The sequence below is a fragment of the Gangjinia marincola genome, from assembly GCF_039523415.1.
In the GTDB taxonomy this organism is placed as follows: domain Bacteria; phylum Bacteroidota; class Bacteroidia; order Flavobacteriales; family Flavobacteriaceae; genus Gangjinia; species Gangjinia marincola.
This window is the reverse complement of sequence record NZ_BAAAFG010000016.1, coordinates 142,768-160,155: the sequence shown is the minus strand read 5'-3', so window position 1 is coordinate 160,155 and position 17,388 is coordinate 142,768. Positions and strand designations below refer to the sequence as shown.

The following is a 17,388-nucleotide window of genomic DNA, read 5'->3' as shown; positions in this document are numbered from 1 at the left end:
CTAATTAGATTCTATAAACTCAACAATCTCCTTGTAGCGATCATTCCACGGCCAAACAAACTGGGACATCATTGGCACATGTTTTTTGTCTAAGTAAATGCCTTCAGCATCAGGTTGGTACTGGCGGAGTTCTTCCAAGAACGCTTTATTATAAAATAGGATAGATTTGTAAGTTTCGGTGCCAATATAGACTTTCATTGTAGGCGTCTCCTCATCGAGATAATAGATGGGTGAGGCGTTTTTCCATTCGGTTGGGCTGGTCGTCCAGGTAGTGGCATAATCGAACTTAGCTGTTGGTGGATCGATCTGTAGCAAGCTATAGGCGTCCAACTTTGCAGCATCATTCAAGATCACACCTTTAATATACTCCGAGGGATTTTTTAGATACGTGGGATTGGTGCTTATTAATGCGACCAGATGTCCGCCGGCACTATGCCCCATTACATAGATTTGTTCTGGATCACCTCCGTATTGAGCAATGTTTTCTTTGGTCCAGTGCACAGCTTCGGCAATTTCTTTTGCCATTACCTCACAATTCACACGCGGACTCAGGGTATACCCGGGAATCACGGTGACGATGTCTTTTTTGGCAAAGTTTCGGCCTAAAAACCAGTAGGTTTCTTTTTTGCCGCTGTTCCAGTTCCCACCGTGTACAAAAATGATGACGGGAGCATTCTCGGCTTTTGGGGGGGCAAACACATTCAGGCTAGGGAGGTGTTCTTCTTCAAGCTTGTAGGTAGCAGGAATATCACTGTTAGCTAAATAGTCGATGTTTTTATAGCTTTTTCCGGCGCAGCCAAATACAAACAGCACTCCCAATACGAGAGCGCTGTTTCTAAGCAATTTGATGTTGATTTTCATACAAGGTTAAAGTATTGAACTAACATGATTCCCGCCATCACAATCATAATGGCATTTTCAATAAAAGTTGCTTCGGTCATGGGGAGTTTGAGCGCTGTACCCAAGCAGGCACACTGAATGGATTTTTTATCCAAAAGTGTTTTGGTAACTCCTATTGTAGTTATTCCTAAGATGAGAATAGTAGCAATAAGGGCAATCAACAGTTCGAACCTAAATAAAAACATGAGTCCCAGTGCTGATTCTATGAATGGATAAATCTTAGCATAAACGGGAACGCGTTTGGCCAGTGGATCGTACATCCTAAAACTATCCGGGAATCCTTTTAGATCCAGTAATTTAAAAAAGCTAAAGACAATGTAAAAAAGTCCCATAAAATCCAACATGATCTCCGTAAGGCCCCACTCCTCTCTATGCATCAAGATACTGGCCGAAGCAATGTAGAACAAAATGAGCAAGAGCGGCGCTAATTGAGAAAGCTTGGATTTTTCTTCTTGAGCTAACACCGGGCTAGATGATGGTATTTCAGATTTTGGCGTTACTTCCTGCTTCTGCGTGATGGTGTATTTTTTAGGTAATGCCTGCTGAAGTTTTTCTGTAGCGATATGCGAATCCATCGTAATAGTGGCTTCTTCAGTTTCTAAAACAACTTGCGCTTTAGTCACTCCTTCAACCGCATTCAATCGTTGTTCAACATCGGTACGGCAACCATTGCAGGTCATGCCTTGTATATGATAGGTGTTTATCATTTTCTTCATTTTATCAATTCTACTATACGATAGTTTAAAGTTACCATTAAGATTAAAATGAATGTATCAGCGCTTTTATCCCTTAAACACGTGCAGTTTTCCACCACGGTAACTGGTGATGTAAAGCTTAGCCTTATGGATGATGATATCGGTAGGTTTTTCAATCCCGGTAAACTCTTGGATTACTTTTCCGTCCAGATCAAAAACCAATACCCGATCATTTTCAAAGTCAGTTACGTAGAGTTCCTTTTCTGCCATCCAGATACCGGTTGCAGCATTCATGTTTTGTTCAACTCCAATGGTGTTGAGGTGATTGCCTTGTTTATCAAATACTTGTACCCGATGATTATAGGCATCTGCCACAATAATCCTATCGGTGGTCAACTGGATATCGGTAGGGTAGTAAAACTCCCCATCTTTTTTACCTTGTTGCCCAATGATCAACCACTGATCTTGAGCATTTTTATATAAAAACCGGTGATTATAAAAGTCGGCGATCGCCAATTCGTTCCCTTCTTTCCATACTCCGGCCGGCGCATCCAGGCTATCGTTTTGCTGTTCATTCCCAAATGCAAGATCTACGTTATTGATCTGTTTACTAGTTAAGGCAACACGACTGATCTCATCATTTCCATATTGAGGTACAATAATATGATCCCCATCGGTAGCTATGTGCATGGGGCGATCAAATCCGCCAATGGTTGCTAGGGTTTTGCCGTTCTCATCAATCTTAACCAATTGATTGCGATCACTATCAGATACCCACAGGTCATCTCCTACGGCAGTAATTCCCAGCGGACTCACCTCATCAAGTGAAATCACGTTATCCGGCTGCCAGGGTTGAAAGACCTTTTCTTCTTGACATCCTATAAAAGCCACTATCCCTGCTGCAAGGATAGCGGTTTTAGCTAGCTTACTGTAAACGTTCATAATTACAACAGGGTGGAAGGTTCGTATATACATCATCTTTTGCTTTAAACATAGGCGTATCATGACCTGCTTTCGCAATGGTCTGCTGAATCTCCTTTTCAGAGGTTTTTGAGGCGTCATACTTCACCATAAATTGCTTAGAATCTTGATCCCAAGAGGCATCAAAAGCTCCCTCAATGGTGCTTACCGCTTTTAGGATACGGTTTTCACACATGCCACATTTCCCACCAACCTTAAAGCTTGCATTTGTAAGGGCAGCATCACCTTCGGCAACGGCAACGGTTCCATTCATTTCTTGAACGCTTCCGTCGGCACGGGTGACCTTTCCGCTCATGGGCGTATATCCGGCTTTAATCACTTGTTGTTCGACCGCTTCTAGGGTCAAAGCCTTTTCCGAAGGATACGAAAAAGAAAAATCCCCGGTTTCGATATCAATCTTGACATCTTTGATGCCTTTAAATTCTTTGAACTTCTTTTCCAGACCATAGGCGCAAAATGGACAGCCTAAACCGTCTACCTGTACCATAAATTGATCCCGTTCTTTTTGTGCGTGTGCAGGTGCTACTCCCAGTAGTACGGCTGCCATTATGACTATTATATATTTCATCTTGTGTAAATTAAATTAAAATGTAAAGCGTGTGCCTAAAAACACACTGGTTAAAAATTCTCTGCCCTCATCAACATCCTGAGTTAAGGGCCATTGGATGGCCAAATCAAAGGTGATGTTCTTACGGGCATATTGTACCCCCTGCGCGTATAGTAATTGATACCAATCCCGCTCTGGGAATAAACTGCTGGTGTATTCAAAAAAGAGATTGACCTGCTTGTTGGGATATTGGGGTTTTAATAAGGGGAGTCCAAATCCACCTTTTACCCTAAATTCGTCTTGTGTACCATCTGGCACCAGATTGTATCCCATTTCAGTCGATATCCCGTACTTAAGACTTTCATATCCAGCAACTATGCCAAAATAGCTTTCGTAGAAGCCTGTACTTAAGCCAATGATATCGACCTTATCTCCTGTGGGGATACTCTGTAGGGTTTTAGCCACCATTCTAAAGGTTTTACCCGTGCCATCCTTGCGATAAAACTGGTATTTTCCCAGTACTTTGATATCGGCCAATATATCTTCTTCTGTTCCTGCAATGTTATAATGCAGGTAAGGAAGATGCACCGCCACCAGTGAATTGGCAGTAGGCAAATAATGAAGCATGACAGGAATATAAGTTGCGTTCATGCGTTCGGTACGCCTGATTTCAGTCAGGGTTTTTACGGTAAAACTACCGCCACCCAGCATAATAGGTTTATCAGCGGTAATGGGGGGTCCCTGGGACCAAAGTGAAGTGGTTAGCAGTAGACTGCATAGACACCAATAAATTGTTTTCATAAGGTATTGAATTAAACGTGTAACAAGTGTTAGATAACAAGTGTACGTTTAATCAAATCAGGTAGGACTCGTAAAGGATAAATAGTGGCCTTTGCGGCAAAGGCGGAGGATATTCTGCATTGAAAGGGATGACCTGATCTAAGCGGATCATCGTAGCATCATACAGATATGAATGAGTGATGGCATGAACGGGTACATCAAGGTCTTTTTCTGCGGAAAAAGAGGGCACTTCATGATCCTCACCGATCATAGTAATCTGCTTATCCTTACAACAGGATGACATGAGAGCTTGCAGCCCTTCGGAAGGATGGTCAAAAAGTTGCTCCATGCTGCAACTTTCGGCCTCATGATTGATCGCCAGATCCACCAAATGACCACCACAATAATGCATGTCTACGGTAAAAGATACCGAAGAAAACAGCACCAAAAGCGCCAGTAAACCAGCTGTGATATGTTGAGCGACTTTTTTCACTGGTGCAAAGATACGAAAAAGTGCAAACAATTACGCGAAGATATTGCTTACAAGGCTTAAAATCACGATAGACGGTCAGTATTTAATCAACGTTCATTACAATGAGGAGGCCAAGAAAATCCAATAGATTTTACCCTTAATCCATTTATTCTGCATCCTATCGCAGCCTACGTCATTTGAATTCACCTACAGAACGTATCTTTAGGATTCACCTAATAACCCGCCTTATGTTTGATTGGATATACGATGCCGATTCACCACTGCTCAAAGTAGCCTTATCTATCATTGCCATATTTATTGTGATGATCACCATTACCCGAATTTCAGGATTGCGCACCTTTGCCAAGATGTCCAGTTTTGATTTTGCCTCTACCATTGCCGTCGGGACCATTTTGGGGGCGATCATTCTGCACCCAGAGGAGTCCATCGTAAAAGGAGCTGTCGCGCTAAGTGGGATCATCGCCTTCCAAACCTTGTTCTCTCTGTTGGTTAGAAAAATGAAATGGTTTAGAAGCTTTGCTACCAACACGCCGCTATTACTCATGGAAGACGGCGAAATTCTCTACGATAACCTAAAAAGTGCCAACATTGGTAAGACAGATTTGATTGCGAAACTACGAGAAGCCAATGTATTGGAGTTTAGTGAGGTTCAGGCGGTGGTGCTTGAAAGTACGGGAGACATGTCGGTCTTACATACCAATGAAAACAAATCCCTAAACGATGATTTGTTAGAGGGTGTGCGACGCAAGTAAACGATAGGTTAAACCCCGATAACAGTTTTTAACACCGTGGCGTTAATGTTCGGTAATATCATCTTGACCTTAGATAGATAAAAGTACCTTGTAGTAAAATTAAACACCATGAAAACCTTATTTAGAGTACTTACCATTGCACAAATTGCGTATTACGCCTACGATTGGATAAAAAATGACCGTTCGTTTAAAGAAGAATTTCTTCCGGGGTATGAGGAAGATGAAGAATAGATCCTCCTAACACATCAGTCCTCATGTCATCAACGCCTCTTTCCATCATGTGGTTTAAACGGGATCTGCGGGTAGTAGATCATGAAGCCCTGCAGGCAGCATGTTCTTCGGGCAATCCGGTACTTTGCGTATACCTGTATGAACCACACATTTGGCAGGATCCTCATTACGCTGATCGGCATGCCTACTTTGTCAAGGAGTCTCTTCGTTCATTAAAAACCGCTTTGGACCACTGGGGACATCACCTGGTTACGGTAGAAGAAGAGGCGGTTCCTTTTTTAGCACGTGTCGCACAAGACCATGAAATCGAGTGCATTTACAGTACTAAAGAAACCGGGCTGGACATTACCTACACCCGTGATATCGCTTTCGCGGAAGCCTGCAAACAACGTAATATTACTTGGAAAGAAGTTCAAAATAACGGCGTATTACGCGCCATTTCAAATCGGGATCACTGGCGGAAGTCTTGGTACACCTACATGAAAGCTCCCTTAGCCGAAGTAGTGGATACCGGAGTGGCAGTAGATCCCACCACAATCGATTATTTTACCAAAACTTTTAAAACCTTTGAACTGACCACGCCAGAGCATTCGTTTCAGCGAGGAGGGAGGGAATCCTATCTGGAGTACCACAACAGTTTTTTTGAAGAACGTCTGGAATTTTACAGCGACTTTATCTCTAAACCAGAACAAAGTCAATACGGGTGCAGCAGGCTGTCTCCCTATATTTCCTGGGGAGTATGTTCTATCAGAGAATTGTATCAGGAGGTGGAACGCCGTCGCAAAACCTCTGCGCATAAACGTCAGTTGGTGGCCTTTGGCTCCAGATTACGCTGGCAAAGTCATTTTATTCAAAAGTTTGAACAAGAACCACGCATGGAAGTTGAAGCCATTAACCGCGGCTTGATGTCCATTCCCCAGCCCTATAACGAAGCTTTTGTCACTGCCTGGACCACGGGAAATACCGGCTATCCATTGGTAGACGCATCGGTGCGTTGCGTAGCCGCTACCGGCTATATCAACTTTCGCATGCGGGCGATGATCACCTCGTTTTTAACGCATCATTTATTTCAGCATTTTACCACCGGCAGCGCATGGCTGGCGAGGCAATTCTTGGATTTTGAACCGGGCATTCACTACGGGCAGTTTCAAATGCAGGCAGGATTAACCGGTACCAATACGGTACGGGTGTATAATCCCACCAAAAATGCATTGGATCATGATCCTGAAGCAGTATTTATCAAAACCTGGGTGCCTGAGCTTAAAAACCTCCCCGCTCACCTCGCCATAGAACCCTGGAAGGTCACCCCGATGGAAGAGGAGTTATACGGCTTTAGCCTGGGGCGGGATTATCCGGAGCGGATTGTAGACATCAAAGCCACCAGAGCCCATGCCCTAAAATGGCTCTACGGGCAGCGTAAAACGGCATTAGCCAAAAAAGAACGCCTGCGCATTTTAGCAACACACACCATAAGACGACCTTCGCAAACCGATGATGCCGTTAGAATTTAATTCCCTCTCATGAAGGCAACCCGTAGCTTACTTTGGTTTAAGAATGACTTACGCTTGTTAGACAATGAAACGCTAACCAAAGCGCTTCATGAATCTGATTCTATATTGCCGATTTATATATTTGATCCGCGGCATTGGCAAGACACTCCATATGGCTTTAAAAAAGCCGGATACAAGCGTTTTCTTTTTTTAGCAGCAACCCTGCAGAACCTTCAGGCAAACATCACAGCTTTGGGAGGTAAGCTCTATATTCAGGTAGGACTGCCTGAAGAAATCTTACCCCGGCTGGTAGAGGAGTATGGGATTGAACGTATCTATACCGAAGAAGCGTATGCTTCCGAAGAAATCCAGGTCCTCCAACAGGTGCAGCAAGCCATTCCAAAAAACGTAGAGCTGATCCAGGTGTGGGGGAAGACCCTGTACCATAAAGCCGATCTGCCTTATGCGATTGAAGATATCCCAAAAACGAGTAAGGCCTTTAGAATCAACACCACCAAAAAAGCAGGGGTGCGTAAGATGTATGAAGTGCCTCAACAGATCAGGGTCATTGAGGCTGAACTCCCTACAGACCTCCCCACACCCGAAGCACTGGGATTAGAACGGGACAAAAAAGTAACCCCCTACCTTCCCGGTGGGGAGGATGCCGCATTAGAACGCCTGGCGTATTATACCTTTGAAACCGAATTACTCACCAGCTATAAATGGACCCGAAATCGTTCCCTAGGGATGGATTTTAGCAGTAAACTTTCGGCGTACTTTGCGCTGGGAGCCTTATCACCGCGTACGGTCTATTGGAAGGTGAAGGACTATGAGCAGCAGGTTAAAAAGAACATCAGTACCTGGTGGTTGGTGTTTGAAGTAGTGTGGCGGGATTTTTTTACGTTTAAGGGAATGCGCATGGGTTCGGCGATCTTTACCACCCAGGGCTACACAAAGAGAACCCTTGAGTTTGAAAATAACACCACCTATTTTAAGCGATGGTGCGAGGGTCAAACCGGGATCCCATTCATCGATGCGCACATGCGTCAATTGAACCACACCGGATTTATGAGTAACCGCGGGCGCGTAAACTGCTCCAGTTATTTGATTCACGATCTAAAAATAGACTGGACCTGGGGAGCGGCGTACTTTGAATCGCACTTAATTGACTATGATGTGAGCGCCAACTGGATGAACTGGCACGTACAGGCTTATGAGATTTGGTATACCAACCCGGTGAATCAGAGTTTAAAATACAAGGCAAAGGAGTTTATTCAGACTTATATTCCTGAGCTTGCTCCCGTAGAAGATGAATTGATCTATATCCCGTGGGAAATGGACCCGCCCCCGGCAGATTATCCGTCCCCAATCGCGGTGTATTCCAAATGGACCAGAGCCATAAATAAAATTAAAACTGCCGCAGGGGTGGAATAATCCCCCGGCGTAACCTAACTATACCTATGAACATCGCCATTATAGGATTTGGCCCGCGAGGACTATCTTCTTTAGAACAACTTATAGTAGAAGCGAGTCAATCCAACCTAACAGCGCTGAAAATTTTAATGTTTGATCCCAGTGACGTCTGGGCGACAGGAAGTGCCTGGGATATCCAGCAGCCCGATACCAATAGGATCAATATTTCAGATCGTGCGTTACAAGACCTTCCCGGACGGGAACAGCTAGATTTCAAGGGTATCACCATTCCGGCTTTTCCTAATTATACGCAGTGGTGTAAGGAGCAAGGCGTGGCCATAGATAAGGACACCGCTAAAGACGCCTATCCGCCCCGTAAGCAAATGGGGAGGTATCTGTTTAAACGCGCACAAAGCATCATGGATATTTTGATGGATCATCAGGTGGTGGATTTTATTCAAAAAGAGATTGTCCAGCTGGATTGGAAGGCGCCTGAGATAACCTTAGTAGCCGGTGATGAGTCAACCTATACCGTCGCGGCCTGTGTGCTCACCATGGGGCATTTACCGCTGGAAAAAGAAGAGCGAACCCGTTTACACATTCAGCATGCCAAAAAAGAGCAGGCCATTTACATCGATGATCCCTATGCGCCTTCCATCATGGATATGGAGGTTCAGGATCAAAACGTGATTGTGATTGGCTATGGCTTAACCATGATTGATGTGATGCGCAAGCTTAGTAGTGCCAAGGGAGGCAGCTTTGTTAAAGAAGGGGAATCCCTAAGGTATCAATTCTCTGGCAAAGAACCGGCTCAGCTCATTCCGTTTAGTAACGACGGATTGCCCTGTGTTGCCAAACCTTTAGGCAAAGCGATTGATGATCAATTTACTCCGCCAGAGGCTTTGCTTAGCGCGTATAAAGAAGGGCTACGTAAAGACATAGAGACTTTGGCCGAAGCGTTTACCTTAGAAGATTTTACCGGGCCCACCGCTTCTTTGGTCGCTTCGGTATATGTAAAACTACATGCCGCAAACGACCCCAAAGAAATCGCTGCCCAGTTGTTGACCTGGTGGGATCAGCGAAGCTTGCCTGCAAATAACCACCTGTTTACAGATCCTAACCTATCGGCGCAGCACTACCTTAAAAAATGCATTGAGATGGCACGAGGAAACTCGGCGTTTACCCTGGACTATGTTGCGGGTCAGGTGTGGAGGCAACTACACCCGTTTTTGTACGAGCAGTTTGATCATTCGCCTATATCAGCTGCGGCATTAGCAGCCCTGATCGATCTGGATGAGTTTATGAAACGATACACCTACGGACCACCGGTAGAAAGTTTATTACAGGTGCACGAACTGATTCGGCAAAACCTTATCGCCGCCGCTTTTTTGGATGATCCGGAACTCAAACGCGTATCCGGCGGCTGGGAACTTAATAAAGGGAATAAGACGGTGAAGGCTTCCATTTTGATTAATTCTGTACTAAACGCACCTGACATGCAACACTGCAGCGATCCTTTGATCAGGCAGTTGTTTGCTTCAGGCTATGTACAAGCGGTGCATGAAGGATTGGGCATAGAAACGCTAGCTACTGCTCAGGTGGTGGGGAAAGAAGACGTTCCGCTGTATGCACTGGGCAGAATTGCTAAAGGCAATGTCTTAGGAACTGATGCAATTTTAGAATGCTTTAATCGAGAAATCCCCCGAATGGCAAAAGCAGTACTCGCTAGAGGTAAGACTAGGGATGAGGAATTAGGGATGAGGGATGGGGTATGAGGGTGAGGGTGAGGGTTGGAGAGTAGGTACAAGAAGGAAGGTACGAAGTACAAGGGAGTAAGACTAAAGTTTATGTCAAATCCTCTCTTTTCTCTTCTCTCTTTTCTTTCGCTCATCGCTCATCGTTATTAGCTAGAACCTAGAGCTTAGAAATTAGAAATCAATATATAGAACTTTAAACCACAAACCACAAACCACAAACCACAAACCACAAACCACAAACCACAAACCACAAACCACAAACCACAAACCACAAACCAATCACCTGTCATCCTGAGTACTTCGGCTATGCTCAGCACAGGCTATGTCGAAGGAATAACCAATGATCAATATCCAATAGTCAATAATCAATGATCAATAACCAATGATCAATAACCAATGATCAATAACCAATAACCATGAACCTACAAACTACTACCTAACAGCTAACAACTAACAACTAACAGCTAACAGCTACTCACTACCTACTAAAGTCTCCCCGGTGACTTCATGATTATACAAACGTTCGATTCCGGTGGTTTTGCCGTAGATGGTAATCTGGTCGTGGGGCAGGAGTTTAAAGGTTCCGGTAGGGGATCCAAAGTAACCCTCAGCGCTGCGGTACACGCCTAAAATGGTGATGCCATATTCGCGCAGGTTGAGTTCTAACAGTGTACGCTGACTCATCCAGCTATCTTTGTCGATGGTCGCTTCAATGATCTGAAAGTCATCTTTGAGCCGCAATACCGACGCATAATCATGAATCTCTAAATCAGTGTAACGTTTTAATAAGCGGTTGATGATGCGGGAAAGTCCGCGGTCCACCCAGGCACTTTTTACGGCCAGCCAAAGCACCACCATGCCCACCACAATGATGAGGAGTCCGTAGAGCCTGGAGGCGGTGGTATCGGGCAGGACAAAGGTGAGGATCAAGGAGGACATCATGGTGACGATTCCGGCATTTCCAATCAGCATCAGGTTATAGATGATCTTACGGCGAACGGGATGGTTCATGATGCTTTCGGTTTCTTCGGTGCTCATGCCGGTACCGGTATAGGCTGATCTGGCTTGAAACTTCGCACTTTCGGTGGAGAGTCCGGTATGTACCAAGGCAATCGCGGCAATTTTGGTGATGAGTGCAGAAAGGGATACAATGAGAAATAAAGTAACAGCAGCAATCATAGGCAAAAGATTAAGACCAGATAAAAATACAGTTTCTTAGCAAATTGTACGGTATTTCAAATAAAGAAGAAAGGTAGGATAGCGCATGTGCTGTTTTAGGAATACGTTACCTCCAGCACCTTAAGCTGGCGCGTGGTACCTCCTAATTCAAGGGCAACCTGTTCTCCGGGTTTTTTACCAATCAGGGCTTTAGCGATGGGTGCGGTAAAGGCGATCTTTTGTTGAGGTACGCTGGCTTCATCTACGCCTACAATCTGGATGGTGATGGGTGTAGGGTTGGCATCTACGGTATAGGTGATATGCGCACCAAAGCGAATGTCCGGCGGAGTCTGCTCATGGGTGAGTACCCGGGCAGACTGGATGCGTTTCAGCAGCAAGTTGCGTTTACCATTCAATTGTGCCAGGGCGCGGCGACGTTCGCGTTCATCGGGTTCGTTAAGGTGGTGAATGGCATCATCCAGGGAGCGGAGTTCCTCTTGCAGGAGTTCCAGCCCGTGGGGGGTCACATAGTTGGTGACTCCGGGAGGGAGGGAAGCCCGGGGCGGAATCAGCGGGGCTTCTTCCTGATCATCTTCTTTGACAAATCCTCTGCTCATAGCGTTATTTTCTATTCGAAATATACGTAGAAGAAGTAGGAGGAGGTCTTAAGGGAGTGGTAAAAGTTGGTGTGAATTTGATATTAAAGGGCTAATGGTATTATTTTTTAATATTGGTGACTAAAAAATAAAATAATTTTAATATAGTTTTTTACTGATATAGATATATCGCCGAGAAAAAGCGGAGTATTTAAATGCGTAATTCCAGAGAGTATTTTCTAATCACACCAATTTATTCTAGAATTGTACAATAAAGAAATGTGTATTTGACAACAAAAATTTTATTTTTTGTTTAAAATGGAATTATAATTTTTCACGATTTAATAATCGACTTAAACATTTATTAGTTATTTTGATTTTTATAAAATTCAGATGCAAATAATTTTGAGGAAATCAGAAATTAAAAAGTATGTTTTTTCAGGACACGATTCTTTTCATTGTCGACAGCTGTGGCTGAAAAAGGGGTATGATTACGTAGTTGAGAATAAAAAATTTAGTGATGAAGACGCTGTTGTTCAGCTTGGAGTTGGTAAAAATATGGTTTCTTCAATACGTTTTTGGCTAAAGGCATTCAACATTGTGGATAATAATGATTTTCCGACGGAATTTGGAAAGAGACTTTTTGACAATGAGATCGGTTATGACCCTTTTTTGGAAGATGAAGCAAGTTTATGGCTTTTACATTTTAATCTAGTAAAAACTGGATTTGCTTCTATTTATAGCATTATTTTCAATGAGTTCAGAAAAGAAAAACTTTTCTTTAACAAAGAAACATATGTCAACTATTTGAAGAGAATTGCTGAGAGTGAAAGTGATCTGAATTTCAATGAAAATACTGTGGCTAAAGACTTTAATGTCTTTACGAATTTGTATAAAAATGAATCTAAAGGAAAAAACATAGAAGATAGTTTTTCAGGAATACTATCAGAAATTGAACTGCTAAGTACAGCAGGAAAAGGAAAAGATGAGCAATTCTACATCGAGAATAGCGAAAGAGATAATCTATCTGAATACGTTGTACTATATGCAATTCTTGAAAATGCAGATTACGGAAATTCCATCAGTTTAAATTCCTTAGAGTTTAATATCAATAGCCCGGGTTCAATTTTTGCGCTGAATCGTTTGGGTTTGATGAATAAAATTTCTGAAATAGTTAGTGAATTTGACGGAATAACTTTTACAGATCAAGCGGGAATAAAAGAGTTACAGTTCAAAAATAAGGTTGAAGCATTCAAGGTATTAGATAAATATTATGGCAAATAATTTCACGACATCGGTTAATATCATTAGAGATACTGACAGGGATTTTAATTATATCCCAACACCAAATGCAAAACAAGTTGTTAGCCAAGTAGTTAATGATTTTAAAAAAGGTATTCGTTCTTTTAATATAGTGGGAACTTATGGTACAGGGAAGTCATCTTTTCTTTTAGCATTTGAACAAAGTGTAAAAGGAGAAAGACGTTATTTTGACCCTAATTTTATTAGCAACCCTAATATAGATTTTGTTAAAATAATAGGCTCTTACTCGTCTATAATAGAACGATTTGCAGACGCATTTGATATTGCGTCTCAAAAAAATCAGCAAGAAAATATTCTTTCTGAAATATTCAATAGATATCATTCATTAGGTTACCAGAATAAGGTCATATTTATTTTGATTGATGAGTTTGGGAAATTTTTGGAATATGCTACGAGAAATAATCCCGAGAGGGAATTGTATTTTGTTCAACAGCTTGCTGAATTTTGTAACAATCCAGAACACAATATTGTTCTTATAACGACGGTTCACCAAAGTTTAGAATCTTATGCTTATTCGTTAAGTAAAACACAGCAACAAGAATGGACTAAGATTAAAGGTCGTTTTCGTGAAATCACTTTTAATGAGCCAGTTGAACAACTGTTGTATTTAGCATCAGAATATCTTGTTGAAAAATTCGATACCAATTCATCGGCTAAAGATATCGAGAAGTGCTTGACGTTGACAACCGAAACTAAAGCTTTCAACTTCAATAAGGATTTCCTCAAAGATATTGCTTCAAAGTTATATCCTTTGGATATTCTTTCAGCAAACATTCTGACACTTTCTCTACAAAGATATGGTCAAAACGAAAGATCGTTATTTTCCTTTCTTGAATCCTCAGACCATACCGGTCTATCAAAATTTGATAAGCGTGAAAATCCATTTTACAATTTATCAAATGTTTATGACTATTTGAATTTTAATTTTTATTCATTTCTAACATCAAGGTATAATCCAGATTTTTCTTCTTGGGGTTCTATCCGTTCCGCAATTGAGGAAGTAGAAAGAGCATTTGACCTTGATATTAATAACTATATCAAGACTGTAAAAGTTATAGGTCTTTTGAATATTTTTTCAGCTAGCGGTTCAATTTTAGATTTCAATTTTTTAATTGATTACTTGAACATTGCTTGTGGCATAATCGATTCGAAAAATGTCATTAAAAATCTCGAAACGAAGAATATTATTCGTTACCGTGAACATTCGAAACGATTTATATTGTTCGAGGGAACGGATTTGGATATCCAAAATGCATTGATAGAAGCAGGAAATAAAATTTCAGAAGTTGTTGACATCACCACGCTCTTAAACAAGCATTTCCACTTTAGTCCTGTATTTGCAAAGCAATACTCTTTTACAACCGGCACCCCAAGGTATTTTGAGTTTGTTATTTCAGATTACCCTATTCAAGAAATACCCTTAGGAGAAGTTGATGGTTTCGTAAATCTTGTTTTTAATAGTAAGCTGAAAGAGAGTGATGTTAAAAATAAGTCTAAACTTCAAGAAGAAGCTATAATTTATTGTTTTTTCAACAATTCTAGCGAGATAAAAAATTTGTTATTTGAGATAGAAAAAATTCAGAAAGTAATAGAAGAAAACAAAGATGACAAGGTTGCAAAGAGGGAGCTTGAAAACATTGTAGAATCGCAAATAAGATTGCTCAACCACTATATAACGGACAGCATTTATTCAGGAGGCAAAGATGTAAAATGGTACTTCAATGGTGAGGAAAAAACTATTGCCGATAAAAAGGACTTTAATAAATTACTTTCTCAAGTTTGCAGTTTGGTTTATGACGCAACACCTCTATTTAAAAATGAATTGGTTAATAAGCATAAAATTTCTTCATCTATTCATACAGCCAAAAGAAATTATTTTAGGGCCTTAACGAATTGCTGGGATCAGGATAACTTGGGTTTTGAAGATTCTAAATTTCCACCGGAAAAAACCATTTATCTGTCACTTTTAAAAGAAAACGGAATATCACCGATAAGAGAAAACAAAACAGGTGTTGTACACGTCGACAAATACTCTTCGTTCAATAAACTATGGAGAGCTTCCGAGGACTTTCTAGAAAGCGCCAAATCTGAACAACTCAAAATTTCCGAATTGGTTGATATGCTCGAAAAAAGACCTTTTAAACTTAAACAAGGATTTATTGACTTTTGGATTCCTACTTTTCTCTTTCTAAAACGAGATGATTTTGCAATTTTTAACGATGATAGCTATATACCAGATCTTTCCGAAGAAAATCTTGAGTTAATCGCTAAATACCCGGAAAAATATTCAATAAAATCCTTTGATATAGAAGGTGTTAAGTTAGATATTTTCAATAGCTATCGTATTTTTCTAAACATTGGAACTCAAGAAAAGTTTGATAACGAATCGTTTATCGAAACTATTAAGCCATTCATTGTTTTCTACAAACAATTACCAGAATACAGTAAAAATACCAAGAGATTATCTTCTTCGGCAAAGAAAATACGTAAAGCTATTGCGAACAGTAAAGATCCTGAGAAAACGTTCTTTGAAGCCTTTCCTGGTGCTCTAGGAATTACTTTAAGCACTTTGCAAAAGGACAAGTCAAAACTTCAAAATTACACAGTAAATCTTCAAAATGCAGTTAAAGAATTAAGAACAGCTTATGACGGCCTTCTTAATAGATTCGAGGAGTTCATTATAAATGAGTTTGTTGGTGAGAAAATTGAATTTGAGGAGTACAGAGAATATCTTCAAAAACGATTTTCAGGTTTAAAAAAGCATATGCTTTTAAACAATCAAAAATCATTTATTCAGCGTCTTGACTCGCCATTGGATGACAAAAAGGCTTGGTTAAATTCCATAGGACAGTCTATAATGGGAAAAACCCTTGAAAGGTTTTCCGATGAAGATGAAGTTTTACTCTATGAGAAGTTTAAGTCAATGATTTTAGATTTAGATAGCTTGACGAAAATTTCCAAAACTGATATTGATGAGAGTAAAGAGGAAGTAATTGGCGTTAAAATTGATTCGTTCTTCAGCAAGATTGACCCCAAGGTTGTCAGAATGCCTAAAAGTAAGAGCAAAGAGATTGAGCAATTGAAAGAAGAATTAAAAAATAAACTGGGCGAAGACAATACTTCAAACATAGCAGCGGTATTGAATCTGCTGAAAGAATTATTAAAATGAGCAAAATAAGACACGTATTAGGTATATCAGGAGGAAAAGACAGTGCTGCTCTGGCAATTTACGTAAAGACAAAATATCCATCCATAGACCTAGAATTTTACTCTTGCGATACTGGAAAGGAATTGGAGGAAACGTACCAACTAATTAGAAACTTAGAAGTCTATCTTGGCATAAAAATTAATCTTTTACAAGGAGCAGGAAAAAGTTCAGAGGACCCATTCGATCATTTTTTAAAAATGTATGGTGGTTTTTTGCCTTCATCCAATGCACGCTGGTGTACTAAACAATTGAAATTAGCACCTTTTGAAAATTATGTTGGTGATGATCCAGTAGTTTCATACGTAGGTATCAGGGGTGATGAAGAAAGAGAAGGTTATATCTCTACTAAAAACAATATTCAGTCAATATTTCCTTTTCGCAAGAATATTTGGAGTAAGGATGTAATGACAAAGATGCTTTCAAACCAAAATATAGAGCAACTAATTCCGATATTTAAAAATACAGATTTCGGTCAAAGTCAAGAAAAAGTACATCAGGTTTTGTCCAGAAAAATAACCCCTGACTTTACTCTTGATCAGAAACTCAACACATTGTTAGACTCAAATGTTAAAGCCTTTAATCACTTAGTTTTCGACTTCTTAAAAACAACAGATTATCCTCTAGCAAAAGAAGAGGCATTTCCACTTATAGAAAATGACGAAATATTGATTAAGGCTGATATTTTTAGAATATTAGAAGAAAGTGGTGTTGGTGTACCTGCCTATTATAATAAGATTGAATTTGAAATTAATGGCAAAAAAGGCGAATATGCGAGAAGCCGTTCAGGGTGTTTCTTCTGCTTCTTCCAACAAAAAATAGAATGGGTTTGGTTATATGAACAACACCCTGAACTATATAAGAAGGCAATGGAGTATGAGAAAGATGGGTATACGTGGGGACAAAACGAAAGTTTAGAAGAATTAATACAGCCTGAAAGAATTGAGAAGATAAAAGAGGAATATATCAAAAGGATGGAAAGAAAATCCAAAGTGAAATCCCCCTATTTGGTAGATATTTTGGGAGATGACGAGGATGAAGGATGTGCAGCTTGTTTCATCTAGATA

The 17,388-nt window shown here is 40.8% G+C and carries 16 protein-coding genes; 8 read left to right on the top strand and 8 right to left on the bottom strand.

Features of this window, described 5'->3' with window-relative positions; translation table 11 throughout:
- From ABD000_RS11600 to ABD000_RS11575, 6 genes are all read right to left on the bottom strand, one after another.
- Window positions 1-861, bottom strand: a complete 861-nt coding sequence (locus tag ABD000_RS11600; RefSeq protein WP_343767682.1) for an alpha/beta hydrolase — start codon at window positions 859-861, stop codon at window positions 1-3.
- Window positions 858-1,607, bottom strand: coding sequence for a heavy metal translocating P-type ATPase (locus ABD000_RS11595; RefSeq protein ID WP_343768882.1), 750 nt, complete (start codon window positions 1,605-1,607; stop codon window positions 858-860). The genes ABD000_RS11600 and ABD000_RS11595 overlap by 4 nt, the downstream gene beginning before the upstream one ends.
- A 75-nt stretch (window positions 1,608-1,682) precedes the next feature.
- A complete protein-coding gene (locus tag ABD000_RS11590; protein ID WP_343767680.1) occupies window positions 1,683-2,537 on the bottom strand; it encodes an NHL repeat-containing protein in 855 nt (284 codons plus the stop codon).
- The gene (locus ABD000_RS11585; RefSeq protein WP_343767677.1) at window positions 2,521-3,144 is read right to left on the bottom strand and encodes a heavy-metal-associated domain-containing protein; all 624 of its coding nucleotides are present in this window, start codon (window positions 3,142-3,144) and stop codon (window positions 2,521-2,523) included. Before ABD000_RS11585 ends, ABD000_RS11590 begins: the two co-directional genes overlap by 17 nt.
- Window positions 3,145-3,159: 15 nt before the next feature.
- Window positions 3,160-3,924, bottom strand: coding sequence for a hypothetical protein (locus ABD000_RS11580; RefSeq protein WP_343767675.1), 765 nt, complete (start codon window positions 3,922-3,924; stop codon window positions 3,160-3,162).
- A gap of 52 nt (window positions 3,925-3,976) precedes the next feature.
- Entirely contained in the window at window positions 3,977-4,396 is a 420-nt protein-coding gene (locus tag ABD000_RS11575; RefSeq protein ID WP_343767673.1) for an HYC_CC_PP family protein, read from the bottom strand.
- 227 nt (window positions 4,397-4,623) lie between these two features.
- Here ABD000_RS11575 and ABD000_RS11570 point away from each other — a divergent pair, with 227 nt between their 5' ends.
- The 5 genes from ABD000_RS11570 (at window position 4,624) to ABD000_RS11550 (ending at window position 10,057) form a co-directional block, all read left to right on the top strand.
- Window positions 4,624-5,148: a DUF421 domain-containing protein gene (locus ABD000_RS11570; RefSeq protein ID WP_343767671.1), complete on the top strand. Its 525-nt coding sequence runs from the start codon at window positions 4,624-4,626 to the stop codon at window positions 5,146-5,148.
- 108 nt (window positions 5,149-5,256) lie between these two features.
- Window positions 5,257-5,379 carry a hypothetical protein gene (locus ABD000_RS11565; RefSeq protein ID WP_343767669.1) on the top strand — a complete coding sequence of 41 codons (123 nt, stop codon included), beginning with the start codon at window positions 5,257-5,259 and terminating at the stop codon, window positions 5,377-5,379.
- 23 nt (window positions 5,380-5,402) lie between these two features.
- Window positions 5,403-6,890: an FAD-binding domain-containing protein gene (locus ABD000_RS11560; protein WP_343767666.1), complete on the top strand. Its 1,488-nt coding sequence runs from the start codon at window positions 5,403-5,405 to the stop codon at window positions 6,888-6,890.
- 9 nt (window positions 6,891-6,899) lie between these two features.
- Window positions 6,900-8,303, top strand: a complete 1,404-nt coding sequence (locus tag ABD000_RS11555) for a DASH family cryptochrome (protein ID WP_343767663.1) — start codon at window positions 6,900-6,902, stop codon at window positions 8,301-8,303.
- Window positions 8,304-8,329: 26 nt separating this feature from the next.
- Complete coding sequence (locus tag ABD000_RS11550; protein WP_343767661.1) at window positions 8,330-10,057, top strand: FAD/NAD(P)-binding protein; 1,728 nt, start codon at window positions 8,330-8,332, stop codon at window positions 10,055-10,057.
- A gap of 453 nt (window positions 10,058-10,510) precedes the next feature.
- Here ABD000_RS11550 and ABD000_RS11545 read toward each other — a convergent pair whose 3' ends face one another.
- Complete coding sequence (locus ABD000_RS11545; RefSeq protein WP_343767659.1) at window positions 10,511-11,218, bottom strand: TrkA C-terminal domain-containing protein; 708 nt, start codon at window positions 11,216-11,218, stop codon at window positions 10,511-10,513.
- A gap of 95 nt (window positions 11,219-11,313) precedes the next feature.
- Window positions 11,314-11,595 carry a GreA/GreB family elongation factor gene (locus ABD000_RS11540; protein ID WP_343767656.1) on the bottom strand — a complete coding sequence of 94 codons (282 nt, stop codon included), beginning with the start codon at window positions 11,593-11,595 and terminating at the stop codon, window positions 11,314-11,316.
- A gap of 591 nt (window positions 11,596-12,186) precedes the next feature.
- Here ABD000_RS11540 and ABD000_RS11535 point away from each other — a divergent pair.
- Genes ABD000_RS11535 through ABD000_RS11525 form a run of 3 tightly spaced genes read left to right on the top strand, consistent with a single transcriptional unit; the run spans window position 12,187 to window position 17,385 of the window.
- Window positions 12,187-13,077 carry a DUF4007 family protein gene (locus tag ABD000_RS11535; RefSeq protein WP_343767653.1) on the top strand — a complete coding sequence of 297 codons (891 nt, stop codon included), beginning with the start codon at window positions 12,187-12,189 and terminating at the stop codon, window positions 13,075-13,077.
- On the top strand, window positions 13,067-16,285 hold the full coding sequence (locus ABD000_RS11530; protein WP_343767650.1) for a hypothetical protein: 3,219 nt from the start codon (window positions 13,067-13,069) through the stop codon (window positions 16,283-16,285). Before ABD000_RS11535 ends, ABD000_RS11530 begins: the two co-directional genes overlap by 11 nt.
- Window positions 16,282-17,385 carry a phosphoadenosine phosphosulfate reductase domain-containing protein gene (locus tag ABD000_RS11525; RefSeq protein ID WP_343767647.1) on the top strand — a complete coding sequence of 368 codons (1,104 nt, stop codon included), beginning with the start codon at window positions 16,282-16,284 and terminating at the stop codon, window positions 17,383-17,385. Before ABD000_RS11530 ends, ABD000_RS11525 begins: the two co-directional genes overlap by 4 nt.
- The last annotated feature ends 3 nt before the right edge of the window (window positions 17,386-17,388 follow it).

Excerpts from the sequence above, each read along its gene's own strand:
- ABD000_RS11600 (WP_343767682.1), bottom strand. The coding sequence starts at position 861 with ATGAAAATCAACATCAAATTGCTTAGAAACAGCGCTCTCGTATTGGGA.
- ABD000_RS11565 (WP_343767669.1), top strand. The coding sequence starts at position 5,257 with ATGAAAACCTTATTTAGAGTACTTACCATTGCACAAATTGCGTATTAC.
- ABD000_RS11550 (WP_343767661.1), top strand. The coding sequence starts at position 8,330 with ATGAACATCGCCATTATAGGATTTGGCCCGCGAGGACTATCTTCTTTA.
- ABD000_RS11530 (WP_343767650.1), top strand. The coding sequence starts at position 13,067 with ATGGCAAATAATTTCACGACATCGGTTAATATCATTAGAGATACTGAC.
- ABD000_RS11545 (WP_343767659.1), bottom strand. The coding sequence starts at position 11,218 with ATGATTGCTGCTGTTACTTTATTTCTCATTGTATCCCTTTCTGCACTC.
- ABD000_RS11525 (WP_343767647.1), top strand. The coding sequence starts at position 16,282 with ATGAGCAAAATAAGACACGTATTAGGTATATCAGGAGGAAAAGACAGT.
- ABD000_RS11535 (WP_343767653.1), top strand. The coding sequence starts at position 12,187 with ATGCAAATAATTTTGAGGAAATCAGAAATTAAAAAGTATGTTTTTTCA.
- ABD000_RS11560 (WP_343767666.1), top strand. The coding sequence starts at position 5,403 with ATGTCATCAACGCCTCTTTCCATCATGTGGTTTAAACGGGATCTGCGG.
- ABD000_RS11595 (WP_343768882.1), bottom strand. The coding sequence starts at position 1,607 with ATGATAAACACCTATCATATACAAGGCATGACCTGCAATGGTTGCCGT.
- ABD000_RS11580 (WP_343767675.1), bottom strand. The coding sequence starts at position 3,924 with ATGAAAACAATTTATTGGTGTCTATGCAGTCTACTGCTAACCACTTCA.
- ABD000_RS11585 (WP_343767677.1), bottom strand. The coding sequence starts at position 3,144 with ATGAAATATATAATAGTCATAATGGCAGCCGTACTACTGGGAGTAGCA.
- ABD000_RS11570 (WP_343767671.1), top strand. The coding sequence starts at position 4,624 with ATGTTTGATTGGATATACGATGCCGATTCACCACTGCTCAAAGTAGCC.
- ABD000_RS11555 (WP_343767663.1), top strand. The coding sequence starts at position 6,900 with ATGAAGGCAACCCGTAGCTTACTTTGGTTTAAGAATGACTTACGCTTG.
- ABD000_RS11590 (WP_343767680.1), bottom strand. The coding sequence starts at position 2,537 with ATGAACGTTTACAGTAAGCTAGCTAAAACCGCTATCCTTGCAGCAGGG.